Source organism: Chamaesiphon sp. OTE_75_metabat_556 (genome assembly GCF_031378165.1).
In the GTDB taxonomy this organism is placed as follows: domain Bacteria; phylum Cyanobacteriota; class Cyanobacteriia; order Cyanobacteriales; family Chamaesiphonaceae; genus Chamaesiphon.
Genome location: NZ_JANNDR010000017.1, coordinates 1 through 12,750 on the forward strand (window position 1 = coordinate 1; position 12,750 = coordinate 12,750).

At 46.3% G+C, this 12,750-nt stretch carries 9 protein-coding genes and 3 pseudogenes; 6 read left to right on the plus strand and 6 right to left on the minus strand.

Annotation, left to right across the window (positions count from 1 at the left end; genetic code table 11):
- The first annotated feature begins 71 nt into the window (after positions 1–71).
- A pseudogene (locus RMO27_RS23690) lies at positions 72–1,660 on the plus strand (bifunctional pantoate--beta-alanine ligase/(d)CMP kinase).
- Between the two features lie 70 nt (positions 1,661–1,730).
- Entirely contained in the window at positions 1,731–3,317 is a 1,587-nt protein-coding gene (locus RMO27_RS00675) for an NAD(P)H-hydrate dehydratase (RefSeq protein ID WP_309728087.1), read from the plus strand.
- Between the two features lie 35 nt (positions 3,318–3,352).
- On the opposite strand, the gene RMO27_RS00680 is transcribed toward RMO27_RS00675, so the two are convergent.
- Positions 3,353–5,218, minus strand: coding sequence for an AmpG family muropeptide MFS transporter (locus RMO27_RS00680; protein WP_309728089.1), 1,866 nt, complete (start codon positions 5,216–5,218; stop codon positions 3,353–3,355).
- Between the two features lie 186 nt (positions 5,219–5,404).
- Between RMO27_RS00680 and RMO27_RS00685 the strand changes: the two genes are divergently transcribed.
- Both RMO27_RS00685 and RMO27_RS00690 read left to right on the plus strand, forming a co-directional pair.
- Entirely contained in the window at positions 5,405–5,587 is a 183-nt protein-coding gene (locus RMO27_RS00685) for a hypothetical protein (RefSeq protein ID WP_309728091.1), read from the plus strand.
- Positions 5,588–6,216: 629 nt separating this feature from the next.
- Complete coding sequence (locus RMO27_RS00690; RefSeq protein ID WP_309728093.1) at positions 6,217–6,510, plus strand: DUF2288 domain-containing protein; 294 nt, start codon at positions 6,217–6,219, stop codon at positions 6,508–6,510.
- On the opposite strand, the gene RMO27_RS00695 is transcribed toward RMO27_RS00690, so the two are convergent.
- From RMO27_RS00695 to RMO27_RS00705, 3 genes and pseudogenes are all read right to left on the minus strand, one after another.
- Positions 6,502–6,981, minus strand: coding sequence for a fasciclin domain-containing protein (locus RMO27_RS00695; protein WP_309728095.1), 480 nt, complete (start codon positions 6,979–6,981; stop codon positions 6,502–6,504). The two genes, RMO27_RS00690 and RMO27_RS00695, sit on opposite strands and share 9 nt — an antisense overlap.
- Positions 6,982–7,062: 81 nt before the next feature.
- Positions 7,063–7,413 (minus strand): annotated as a pseudogene (locus RMO27_RS00700) (IS1 family transposase); the annotation flags it as partial.
- Between the two features lie 150 nt (positions 7,414–7,563).
- Entirely contained in the window at positions 7,564–7,992 is a 429-nt protein-coding gene (locus tag RMO27_RS00705; RefSeq protein WP_309728096.1) for a fasciclin domain-containing protein, read from the minus strand.
- 160 nt (positions 7,993–8,152) lie between these two features.
- On the opposite strand from RMO27_RS00705, the gene RMO27_RS00710 reads away from it, so the two are divergent.
- Both RMO27_RS00710 and RMO27_RS00715 read left to right on the plus strand, forming a co-directional pair.
- On the plus strand, positions 8,153–9,307 hold the full coding sequence (locus RMO27_RS00710; protein WP_309728098.1) for a HAMP domain-containing sensor histidine kinase: 1,155 nt from the start codon (positions 8,153–8,155) through the stop codon (positions 9,305–9,307).
- Positions 9,276–9,926 carry a response regulator transcription factor gene (locus RMO27_RS00715; protein ID WP_309728100.1) on the plus strand — a complete coding sequence of 217 codons (651 nt, stop codon included), beginning with the start codon at positions 9,276–9,278 and terminating at the stop codon, positions 9,924–9,926. Before RMO27_RS00710 ends, RMO27_RS00715 begins: the two co-directional genes overlap by 32 nt.
- 81 nt (positions 9,927–10,007) lie before the next feature.
- Here the strand turns inward: RMO27_RS00715 and RMO27_RS00720 are convergent, their stop codons facing one another.
- Both RMO27_RS00720 and RMO27_RS00725 read right to left on the minus strand, forming a co-directional pair.
- On the minus strand, positions 10,008–12,218 hold the full coding sequence (locus RMO27_RS00720) for a nitrate reductase (RefSeq protein ID WP_309728102.1): 2,211 nt from the start codon (positions 12,216–12,218) through the stop codon (positions 10,008–10,010).
- Positions 12,219–12,417: 199 nt separating this feature from the next.
- Positions 12,418–12,750, minus strand: a pseudogene (locus RMO27_RS00725) (MFS transporter); the annotation flags it as partial.

A 12,750-nucleotide genomic window follows, 5' to 3' on the forward strand; every position in this document is an offset into this window, starting at 1 on the left:
GACACAAGCAAATGTCCGAACCGATCGTGATTGAAACAGTGGATGAGATCCGCGCGTATTCGCGGGCCGCGATGAAGGCCGGCAAGTCCGTGGGATTCGTGCCGACGATGGGAGCTTTGCATCTGGGACATCAGAGCTTGATCGATCGTGCCAGACGGGAAAATGCGATGGTGGTGGTGAGTATTTTTGTCAATCCGCTCCAATTTGCTCCAAATGAAGATCTCGATCGCTATCCGCGTCAGCTCGAAATCGATCAAGTTATTTGTGAAACTGCCGGAGTCGATGCTCTCTTTTTACCCACGGCTGAGAGTATGGGCATTAAAGAGGTACTAACTCAGATCTTGCCACCACCAGCAATGATGACTGGACTGTGCGGCCGAACTCGCAGCGGACATTTTCAGGGTGTGGCCACAATCGTGGCTAAACTACTTAATATCGTGCGCCCAGATCGGGCTTATTTTGGCCAAAAAGATGCCCAGCAATTGGCAATTATCCGGCGGATTGTCTCGGATCTGAATTTTCCGGTCGAGATCGTCGGTTGTCCGACGTTGCGCGCCGAGTCTGGTTTGGCACTGAGTTCTCGCAATCAATATCTGTCTGCTCAGGGTAGATTTCAGGCCGCGATAATTTATCGGAGTTTGCAACAAGCTCAGAAATTAGCCGCACAGGGCGAGTCTTCTCATCAGCGCATCTTCGCAGCGGTTAAAAAAGAATTAAGTACCTTACCAGAATTTGACTTAGAATACTTGGAGCTTGTCGATCCGCAGACTTTAGAATCGATCGAGATACTCGAACAGCCAGCTTTATTGGCGATCGCCGGACGTATCGAGAATACGCGATTGATTGATAATATTGTTATTGGCTGCTAGGGGTGAGTTTGTGAGGCGGTAGCTATCAACTGTCTTGATTTGCGCTCGTCGGGAAACAAAGGCGTGCGCAAATCGCTATCAACTATCAACTGAATCCTATGTCCTCCCAACTCCCAACTCCCAACTCCCAACTTCCAATTATCGCGATCGATGGCCCCGCAGGTGCGGGGAAATCTACAGTTACTAAGCTTGTTGCTGCCCGATTAGGGCTATTGTTTCTCGATACGGGGGCAATGTACCGCGCGATCGCTTGGCTGGTGTTGGCGGAGCAGCTAGCCCTGGATGATGAGTCAAATATTGCTAGGTTGGTAAGTCAGGCTAAGATTGAGCTGGCGGGCGAACGAGTAGTCGTCAATAACCTTGATGTAACTGAGGCGATTCGGACGCAGGCAGTGTCGAGTGCCGTCTCGCCCATTGCCAAGCTCGGAGTAGTCAGAACGGAATTAGTCAAACAACAACAGGTAATTGGTGCTCAAGGGGGCATCGTCGCCGAAGGGCGAGATATGTGTACCCATGTTTTTCCCCAGGCGCAGGTGAAGATTTTTTTGACAGCATCGGTAGCCGAACGCGCGCGGCGACGCCAACAGGATTTGCGTGATCGCGGGCAAGGTGAGGTCAGCTTGGCAGAACTGGAAAAATCGATCGCCGCACGGGATACGATCGATAGTACTCGCGAAATTTCTCCGCTCAAACAAGCGGACGACGCAGTTGAAATTATCAGTGATAATCTAAGTATTGAAGAAGTAGTCGATCGGATCGTGAATATGTATCGGCAAGTTGCCGTTTCTTAGCATTGCCTAATCAGCGCAACCATCGCGAACTCAAAAATTTAGCAGCGGTAAACAGCCGCACGATCGCACAATGCTCAGTCGCTCTCAATCATTGGATCGATTGCTGGTGTCCACAGCACAGATGCAGCAGATCGAAAGCAAGGTATTTGCTGCGGGAATGCCGGTTGCGGCATTGATGGAAAAGGTCGGCGGACTAATTGCGCGGCGATTTCAAGTTTTATATCCCCATGCCCAGCGAGTGGGGGTCTCGGTCGGGATGGGGCATAATGGTGGTGATGCGCTGGTAGTTGCCCGCGAGTTGCATTTCCAGGGGTATGAAGTTGCAATCTATGTGCCGTCGGAGCAACTGAGCGAACTCACCAATCAACATTATTGTTATGTTTCGAGTTTGGGTGTCAAAATTGTCGATGATGCGCGAGGTTTAGCCGATTGTGAGGCGATCGTCGATGGCTTATTTGGGTTTGGTTTAAATCGTGAAATTGCTGGTAATCTCTATGAGACGATCGAGTTAATTAATCAGTTAAAAGTACCAATTGTTAGCATCGATTTACCTTCTGGTATTCATGGCGATACCGGAAATGTTTTAGGTACGGCAATTAGAGCGACATATACGCTATGTTTGGGGCTATGGAAATTAGCTTTTGTTCAGGAACAAGCGATCGCCTATCTCGGCGAAACTGAATTAATCGATTTCGATTTACCGCTAGCAGATATTTACAATATCCTGGGGGATTTGCCTACCATCACGCGGATGACGCCCGATCGGGCGATCGCCAATTTGCCACTATATCGATCTCCTGTTACTCACAAATATCAGCAGGGTCATTTATTACTGATAGTTGGCTCGGAACAATATAGTGGTGCCGCAATTTTAGCTGGCTTAGGTGCCAGAGCGACGGGGGTGGGTATGTTATCGATCGCCGTGCCCAAATCGCTCAAATCTACATTATTAAATTACTTACCAGAAGCCTTAATTATCAGTTGCCCAGAAACCGAAGCTGGGACGATTAAATCGCTACCAGATCTAGATTTTAGTAAGTATCAAGCGATCGCTTGTGGCTGTGGTTTGACCGATCGACCATCGAAGATCGTCAAGCAAATTCTCGCTGCAAATTGTCCGATCGTCCTCGATGCCGATGCCCTGAATATCATCTCAAAACTTGGCACCGAAGCATCACTATCTAGTCGCAAATATCCAACGATTTTAACACCACACATTGGTGAATTCAAACGTCTATTTACCAAGATTCCAACCACTAATAAACTCGCCGCCGCTAGTGCAGCATCACAATCTAGCGGCGCAGTTGTGTTAGTCAAAGGTGCGAGAACTATCATCGCCGATGATGATCGATCGATCGTTATTCCCGAAAGTACGCCAGCCCTAGCGAGAGGGGGTAGTGGCGATGTATTGACGGGATTAATTGGCGGCTTAATTGCCACTGACAGTCGGTTAGATATCAATCTTGCTGAAGTTGTCGCAACTGCGGCTTGGTGGCACTCTCAAGCCGGAATTTTAGTAGCTAGAGAGCGAGGAGATCTCGGTGTCGATCCGCTGATTTTAACTCAATATTTAACCCAGGTAATTCACAGATCGTTAAGTAGTCCCATCCTCAATGGCCGATCTGTCGCAAACACGATCGACAAATTGCCAAATTAGCAAGGTAAATCTATCTCAACTACCACAAATCGTCATCAACTATTCAAATCTCGATCGAGATCGGGTTGTTTGGGATCGAGTTCGATCGATCGATCTAAGTCAGCAGTCGCACCAACTCGATCTCCCAATCTCTCGCGAATTTTGCCACGAATCAGATAAGATTTAGCGTTTTTATCATCTAGATCGATCGATCGATCTGAGTCAGCAAGCGCAATTTGTAAATCCCCCAAATTAAAATTAATCGTAGCGCGATCATTATAGAGATTGGGCTTAGGATTAGGTGTGATCTCAATTGCCCGATCGAGATTTTCTTTCGCGCCCTGTTTAATTTTAATGAGTTCTTCACTCAGATGGTTCGTTGTGGTATCGATCTCAATCGCTCGATGGCAGTCTTCAATTGCACCTTGATAATAACTAATCGCATCTTGATAACAATCGATTTTTTTAGCCGAAATATCTTCGGGATAGCTAGCACCACGATCGCTGATTTTCTTGCCTAATTCAGCTCTAAGTAGACTACGTTCTGTTAGAGCTATACCATTACGAGTATCCAGATCGATCGCATGACTAAATCGATCGATCGCTGTATTGAGATCGTTATTTTCTTGGGCCTGAGATCCAGAAACCAAAAGTTTTTTGATATTTAGTGGTGCCACATATAACAGCAGCAATAAACTGGGAACTGCGGCAAAAATACTAATCCAGAAAAAGTTACTTCCACCCAATCCTTGGTAAATACCGCCCATTGGCCACACAATCAAACTTTTACCAGCTAACATAAAGCTAGAAAATAGGGCAAATTGTGTCGCCGAAAATCGAGGATTGCATAAGCTCATCATAAAAGCGACAAATACTGAGGCTTCTAAACCAGCAGCAAAGGATTCCCCACTGACAGCAAACAATAATAGATTAATATTGGGTTGAGCGATCTGTGCCAACAATTCATAGGGTAAAATGCCGATCGATAGTCCGATCGCGGCAATCCACAGCGATCGATTCATCCCAATTTTAAGCATAATCAACCCGCCAAAAATTGCGCCCAGCATTGCGGCAACAATCCCGATCGAACCAGTATTGCCAATATCTGTCGCACTAAAACCGATGTCTTTAAGGAATAGCTTGGCAACAGATTTGACCATGTAGTCGCCAAGTTTATAAGTCAAAATAAACATTAAAATCAACGTACCGCCAGCAATTTTTTTACGATCGATAAAGTCCTCGAATGGTAAAACCACGGCATCACTTAAGGAAGTAGGGGCAGTATTTCGTTCCTCATTGGTAGGTTTTGGTGCCCAGAGTGAAACGACAGTACTCAGTGCCAATAATCCAGCTATCAGTAGATAAATTTGCGGCCAAGACCAATGACCGACTTGCTTTTCATCCGCAAGTCCGATAATTAAATTTCCAGCAATCAAGACTGCGATCCGAAATCCATTCGTCCATAAAGCTGCACCCGTGCCAGTCTCTCTTTTCTCCAGCACATCAGTCCGGTAAGCATCAGAAACGATATCTTGAGAAGCACTAAAAAATCCAATCGCGATCGCAATTGCTGTAAATACACCGAGATTGCCATTGCTGGGATTTTGGGCAGACATCAACAGCAGCAACAAAATTAAGATCGATTGAGTCAATAATAACCAGCTTTGTCGCCGACCCAATCGATCGAATAAAGGTGGCACAAATCGATCGAGAAATGGCGACCATATAAATTTCCAGGCATAAGGAAAAGTTGCCATTGCCCCAATTTCGGTAATTTGGAGTGGATCTACTTTTTGCTCTTTGAGCCATAATTGTAGTGGTCCTTCTAATGCTTGTGCCGGCAACCCCGATGCAAATCCCAATATCAGCAGTGACACCATTTTGCGACTGCGAATAATATCGAGAAAAGATGATGCTTTCATGATTTTACCAATAGACGATTAGACGATCGAGGCAGACTTTCGACATTGATGTCATGCTCATCCCTCCAGCATAGTTTAAGACAGATCCACCGCTGCTAAAGTTTCGAGTAGAAACCTACCTATTTTCGATCGAGTGTAGATCTACGTTCTCAGACGGGCAACTAAAATCGAAATTCAAAATCCAAAATGTGCAAAAATACTCAGCCACACCCATCGATCGTCAATGATGGTACTGGCCAGGTAGAGCCTTCAATGGGGATGGGTTGCGCTGTTCGCCCATATATAGTAACGAGTCGCGGACTAAATTATCTCTGGGATCGGCAGCGAAAAGCAGCGATCGAACTCCTCAATCTATCAGTTAATGGGTAAAAACCCCGTCTTTCTTACAACAGTCCTTATTCGGGGGAACCCCTCAACGGACTGTTGCGCTTCAAGACGGCTTTTTAGGCGCAAACAAAGCGAACGCAGTATGCGCTGCGACTAGGCACTAGTATCAGGTTCTGGTAAAATAGAACAGCTAGGGTTAAACTCCCGCGCCATCGTGAAACAGGGACTCAGACACACTTTTAGGCGTATGCTTGGGTCGTTCTCATGGACGGTAAACCCGTCCGAGACGACTCCGCAATATTTTGAGCAGGAGCGGCGACAACTCTTTAAACAGCTAGGGGTTAAAAAATAACATCCCACCACCAGAGAACCAAATATTTAAGACCGAAAACGTAAGGCGGGGCACGCCTAAACGCTAGATCGTATTCTAGTACGCTTGGGGAGATCGACTCTCTGGGATTCGCTAAGTTAGGCTCGTCAATTGCGGAGTTCGTCCGGTCGGGGAACCCGACCATGGAACGAAACCAAGCAGGTGCTTTGGCACGGTTGAAAGGTTTAAGCACTGCCGCAAGGATAGTGAATTTTAAAGTCGTTCGTAGATCCAAGAATCCTCTTGCCTTCAGGCAGAGGAGTGTCAAAATCAACCAGACAAATATCATCAGATCGCACGCATGGAAAATTTACGGGAGCAATTGGCCGAACTAATTGATGAAGCCGAATTAGAGTGGTTGAAGCCACACATCCAAAAAGATGCCGTGATCTTGGTAAATCCCGATCTGGATTTATTAGATGTGGCGGTAGCGATTGCCAGTGACAATACTCAATCGGTACAACATTGGATCGGCGAGCAACTTTTGGTCAAGCCATCTCCAGAAATTTTGAGCAGATGGAATGCCAATCCCCAGCAGAAATTTCAAGCTACGATCGTCCAACCCTATGTATTAGTCAAAGAAGCTTCAGCCTAAAACTTCCTGCCGATCGATCGGTGGTGTCGATCGATCGATTTGATCGACTGGATCTGGCATTAATACTCGATCGATCATGTGCAAGATCCCATTGCAGGGGGTCACGTCAGTCGATAGTACCGTAGCTCCACCAATCTCGATCCCATCGGTTAAATCGATCTGAATTTGCGAACTATCGATCGATGTGACACTCACCCCGCGATCGCCTGGTTTACACATTTTCAATAATTCTCGATATCCCAGTCGAGCGGGTACGATGTGAAGACTCACAATTTCTGTCAATAACCTCAGATCATCTGTCAGAATCCGGAGATGGACTTTGGACAACTGCGCGAATGCCAGATTATTAGGTGCAAAGATCGTAAAGTCACATTGTTCAGCTAGAATTTTATCGAAATCGGTAATTTTGAGGGCAGTACTAAAAATCGAAAGTTCTCTAGTACCGAAAATAGTAGTTAGAATGTTAGCCATAGGATGAGATAAAAGATTTGAGCGGGGAGCGGGAAGCGGCGCAATATCGCAGTAAATCGCGTCAATTCAGAGTCAGATTTATTTTGACATCACCAACGTTTCTAGCTCATCGAGTTCCTCTACCTTGAATACTGGTTCTGGGCTGTAGTCAGCCTCTGTCGATCTTTCATTTGCTTGCTTGACCCAATTGATGATGCTAGTGTGGTGTATGCCTTCACTCCTTTCAATTGCTCGAAATCCCATGCCGTTAGCATACATCGACAGACATTTTTGGACGATCTCGTCACTATAGCCTCGGTGTCGGTTCTTTTGAGTGATAAATTGACGCCCACAATCAACACAGACATGATTCTGTTTGCCTTTGTTCATCCCATTTTTACGAATACGTTCCGATTTGCATTTAGGACATTGGATCGTAGTTGTTCTAGTCATATTTTAATTCAGCAACGCTGAAATTAGATGAGTTAATATATATGAATTGTTGAGATTAGTTAGATCGACTATTGGCAATACTTACTATCTATTGGTCACAAAATTTTGAGTGCAGAATCTTGAGGTTATGCCGATCGATACTAGCCACTGTTATGCGCTGGCGGTCATAATTACCCGATCGATCGAATACACGATCGCTTTGTCAGTCGATTTACCTACCGATAGCACGCTAGATTTATCGATCGCGATGCCATCGTTGAGATCGATCGTCAGCCGCAAGCCATCGATCGATGTTCGGACAATCGTGCGGTTACCGAGATCGTACATTTTCAATAAATCTTGGTGTCTCAACTGGCCATATATAATATGGTTGCTCAGCGTTGTAATTAATAATGAAACATTTTGTGATAAACTTTGTAATGTGAGCTTTGACAATCGAGTAAATGCTCGATTGTTCGGTGCAAATATTGTGTAATTACTAATCCGATCTAGTGTTTTATCTAAACCAGTGATCTGGATCGCAGTAATAAAAATCTCTAATTCTTGCGTGCCAAGCAGAGTATCAACGATCTGGGACATAGGAAATCATGCGGGGTTTTCTCAATCCTATGTCGATCGAATCGACATTGACAAGGTATAGAGTAGTGTTTAGTATTAATTTATTTCAGTCGATATATATCGATCGTTTAGGATACTCACCTGATTTCTTGCCAGCCAACATCTCGATCTAGGTATTATTATGGCAATCTCTTTTTTTAAAACGAGGATGTGGGTCGGAATATTTTGTGGGCTGATTTTCTTACTGGAAGTCATGGCACCGGCCGAATATGTCTTCGGACATCTATATTTTATCCCAATGTTATTGACTGCCTGCGATCTCACTAGCTGCCATACATCTACAGCAAAGATTATCTCCGAGACATCAATTGTCACCAAAATCGGGATATTTTTCACATTGATCGATCTTATTGTTCATGCAATAACAGACTACAGTTTATTGAATATTCATGAATTACCTATCCCAATCTTCGTCAATAAATTAAACGTAGTAATTATCTTATTCATAGCTAACTGGTTGATTAAGAGTAGCCTCGAACATCTAGAAAAAACTTATCGCCAAAAAGAAGAAATCGATCGATACAAAGCAAAAATATCCGCACATATCCAGATCGATCGCATCCACCAGGATTTTGTTTATACCCTAACCCACGATCTCAAAACTCCATTACTCGGAGCAATTCAGACAATAAAATACTTTCAGCAAGAAAAGTTTGGGGCGGTTACTGCCAAGCAATTACAAGTATTGGATATGATGTCTCGATCTCAATCCAGATCGATACAACTAGTAGAAACATTACTAGACATCTATCGCAATGATGCTCAAGGATTGATATTGCACTACCAACCGATCGATTTGTGCGCGCTCGCGCAAGAAACGATCGATTATATGGTAATTTTAGGATTGGAACGTCAGATTAATCTCAATCTCCATTGCGATCTTTCCGCAACTCAACCGCCACAATTAATGGGAGATCGACTACAATTGAGTAGAGTATTTAGTAATTTGCTGAGTAATGCGATTTATCATTCACCCCGCAATCGACAGATCGATATCACCATCCAAGTTCACGATCGGCAATATATCGTCCAAGTGCTCGATCGGGGTCGGGGCATAAATCCAGTCGATTTACCATTCTTATTTGATCGATTTTATACATCTCAAAAACAATTACAGGGATCTGGATTGGGCTTATATTTATCTCGCCAGATCGTTGAAGCACATAGCGGAAAAATCTGGGCGGAATCAGTGTCTTTCCAAGGTGCCAAGTTTTGTTTTAGTTTACCTACCGAAAATTTAGAGGATGTCCGATTTATTGAAACTACTACTAGTTGAAGATGATGAATTATTTCGGTTGGGATTGGCAACTTGTCTGCGCCAAGAACCAAAGATCGAGCTGGTGCTCGAAGCAGCAGATGGTGAAACCGCGATCGATTTAGTCAATCAGCAAACTGTCGATGTGGCGATTCTCGATCTGCTTTTACCTGGTTTGAATGGGCTAGAAACATGTCAGCAACTGCAAAAATCGCACCCCAAATTGCCGATCCTCGTGTTAACTTCTCATCCAGATCAAGATATCGTCTTCAAAATGATTGAAGCTGGTGCCAAAGGCTATTGTTGCAAAGGTATCGATGCCGAAAAATTGATCTTGGCAATTCGATCGCTCTCAGTCGGTGCTACATGGTGGGATCGAAATGCCAGCGAGCAAATCTCGACGGCACTCGGTAGAATCGATCGGACTTCGCCGTTAATTGAGGAGTTTCAGTTAACTAAACGTGAATTGGAAGTGTTAGCACTGATTACTGAGGGGCGAACCAATCAACAGATTGCTGGGGTGCTGTTTATTACTACTGGTACGGTACGAGTTCACGTTCATGCGATCTTACAAAAGTTAAATGTCAGCGATCGCACTCAAGCGGCGATTGTGGCACTGCAACGGAAGTTGATTCCTTAGCACAGTGTTGATTCATCGATCGAATAAAAATCTGTAGGGGTGGGTTGATGCTATCGATCCACAGTCTTTTCAAACAGGCTCTTAGCCATAAACCTGCAATTTGCTCGATACTTTACTTGGCACGCCGAATGGAATTGATGAAGCTGGTATGATCGATTTGACTGGTACCAATTGCACCGCACACGCCTTGAGTTCTGGTTGCAAGGAATCGGGACAAGCGGCATCGTGCGTAAACAGATTTGCCTCGGCATCTTTAGCCCACAATTCACCCCAGTGCATCGGTACGAACACCGTCCCCCGATCGATCGCCGCCGTCACTAGTGCCGGAAATCTACCAGTACCGCGACGCGATCGAATTTCGACCATTTCACCAGTTTCGATCTGCAACCGCGCCGCATCGCGGGGATGAATCTCGATAAAGGGTTCGGGGTGCATCTGCTGAATCTTGGGGATGCGTCCGGTGCGAGTCATCGTATGCCAGTGCCCGTATAACCGCCCCGTAGTCAACACAAATGGATAATCTGGGCTGGGTGGTTCGGCGAGTCCTTTGGAGTGGCAGGCAGCAAATTTGGCGCGTTTGTCAGGGTGATGGAAGGAGAGATTGGTATATAGTCGCTTGCCATACTGCGTTTTGCAGCCGGTGGGGTGCGGCCACTGAGTGGGGCCATTGTCTTTGAGGTATTGATGGCTCAGTCCGGTCACATCGCAGGGACGACCCGCGCTGAGTAGTGCAAATTCGGCATAGACATCAGCACTATTTTTAAACCAGAATGCTTCTGCAAATCCCAGTCTCCGCCCGACTTCCGCAAAGACTTCCCAATCGGCTTTGGCCTCGCCCGGTGGTGTTCTAAAGGCGGGACAGAGGGTGACTGTCCGCTCGGAATTGGTCATCACACCCGTTTTTTCACTCCACTGGGCGGCGGGGAGGAGGACGTGGGCGTATTTAGCTGTTTCGGTCGGATAGTAGGCATCCTGATGGATCGTAAATGGCGATCTCCGTAAGGCGGCTTTCGTCCGCTGGATATCTGGCATACTGACGGCCGGATTGGTCGCGACTACCCACAGCAAGCCGACTGCTCCGGTTTCCAGCCCTGTAATCATTTCCCACGCAGTTTTACCCGTATTCGGGGAGATTCTGCCCTCCGGCAAATTCCATAATTTTTCGATTTCGGCACGTTGGGCGGGATTTTTGACCAAGCGATAACCAGGGAGGATGTGCGCGAGTCCGCCAGCTTCGCGGCCGCCCATCGCATTGGGCTGTCCGGTGAGGGAAAATGGTCCCGCGCCCGGTCTGCCAATTTGCCCAGTCATCAGATGGAGGTTGATAATGTGCCGGACTTTGGCGGTACCCTCGCTGGACTGGTTAACCCCCATCGACCAGAAGGACAGGACATTCTTGGATGCGCCCCACCATTTGGCCGTTTGTTCGAGATCTGCTTGGGAGATGCCACATTTAGCAGCGACGATATGGGGGGGATAATGTTGGAGGATGTCAGCGAAGGCCGCGAAATTACTCGTACAAGATTCGATGAACTGTTGGTCTACCTTCCCCGCGCGCAGGAGTAAATAAGCAATCCCGTTTAATAAATCGATATCCGTACCGGGCGTAATCGCCAGATGGATATCTGCCGCTTCAGCAGTCGCAGTCCGACGCGGATCGACTACGACCATTTTGACGCGATCGTGTTGTTTGTGATATTTCCGCAGGCGGTTGAAAATAATCGGGTGACACTCGGCGGTATTCGTCCCAATTAAGAAGGCAAAATCAGTTTTTTCGATGTCGTCATAGCAACAAGGCGGGCCATCAGCACCAAAGCTTTGAATGTAACCAGATACCGCCGAAGACATGCACAGTCTAGAATTGGCATCAAAATTATTCGTCCCCAAACAACCCTTCAAAAGTTTCTGGGCGGTATAGTAATCTTCGGTCTGAAATTGTCCCGAACCATACATACAGATGGCATCGGCACCCTGAGTATCCAGCACCGTTTCCATCCGACTGACAATCCGACTATAGGCTTCTTCCCACGTCGCCCGTTTAAATGGTTGGTCTAAACTATCTCTGACCATCGGGTATTGCAACCGATCTTTATACAGTGACTCGCTAATCGTCGCCCCTTTGACGCAGACCATCCCCTGACTAGATGGATGCGACCTGTCGCCCATCACTTTCCAAATCGGTACGCCACTACTATCCCGATGCACTGATTTCCCAGGAATTGCAGGTGGCGATGCTTCCAACCCACAGCCGACACCACAGTAGGGGCAAAGTGTTTTGGTTGTCTCAGTCATAAGTCAGGAGTGGGGAGTGGGGAGGATTGACAGAGGTTAAGAAGTGTATCGATCGGATTTGATTTACGATGGATCTGCAAGGTACCGATTTTAGCTCGAATGTTCTGTGTTTGCGGATACTAAAAATACAACGAGGTTGAGTGGCGCAAAATCCACTCAACCTCAGAAATGTTGCGCTCGATCGAATCAAATCGATCAATTAGCCTAATTCACCGCTAGCATCAGTTGCAACGCCAGCGGTTCTAGCCTCCGGGACGTTGTCTAGCCCAAACGAGTTTTGAGGTTCTTTGAGGAAGAAAGCACACATAAAAGCACAGACCAAAGCACCGATACCCATGGCCGCAAATAAAGTTGGGGCGTCAGTTAAGCTGAAAATAGTCAGATAGACGACACCGCCAAAGTTACCATAAGCACCGACATTCCCCGCGACTTGTCCGGTAATTTCTTTCTTAATCAACGGTACGATCGCATAGGTACCACCGCAACCTGCTTGAGCGAATAGTGCCGAGAACATCGTCACCGCGACGGCTAC

Excerpts from the sequence above, each read along its gene's own strand:
- RMO27_RS00710 (WP_309728098.1), top strand. The coding sequence starts at position 8,153 with ATGGCAATCTCTTTTTTTAAAACGAGGATGTGGGTCGGAATATTTTGT.
- RMO27_RS00705 (WP_309728096.1), bottom strand. The coding sequence starts at position 7,992 with ATGTCCCAGATCGTTGATACTCTGCTTGGCACGCAAGAATTAGAGATT.
- RMO27_RS00720 (WP_309728102.1), bottom strand. The coding sequence starts at position 12,218 with ATGACTGAGACAACCAAAACACTTTGCCCCTACTGTGGTGTCGGCTGT.
- RMO27_RS00685 (WP_309728091.1), top strand. The coding sequence starts at position 5,405 with ATGTGCAAAAATACTCAGCCACACCCATCGATCGTCAATGATGGTACT.
- RMO27_RS00715 (WP_309728100.1), top strand. The coding sequence starts at position 9,276 with ATGTCCGATTTATTGAAACTACTACTAGTTGAAGATGATGAATTATTT.
- RMO27_RS00690 (WP_309728093.1), top strand. The coding sequence starts at position 6,217 with ATGGAAAATTTACGGGAGCAATTGGCCGAACTAATTGATGAAGCCGAA.
- RMO27_RS00695 (WP_309728095.1), bottom strand. The coding sequence starts at position 6,981 with ATGGCTAACATTCTAACTACTATTTTCGGTACTAGAGAACTTTCGATT.
- RMO27_RS00680 (WP_309728089.1), bottom strand. The coding sequence starts at position 5,218 with ATGAAAGCATCATCTTTTCTCGATATTATTCGCAGTCGCAAAATGGTG.
- RMO27_RS00675 (WP_309728087.1), top strand. The coding sequence starts at position 1,731 with ATGCTCAGTCGCTCTCAATCATTGGATCGATTGCTGGTGTCCACAGCA.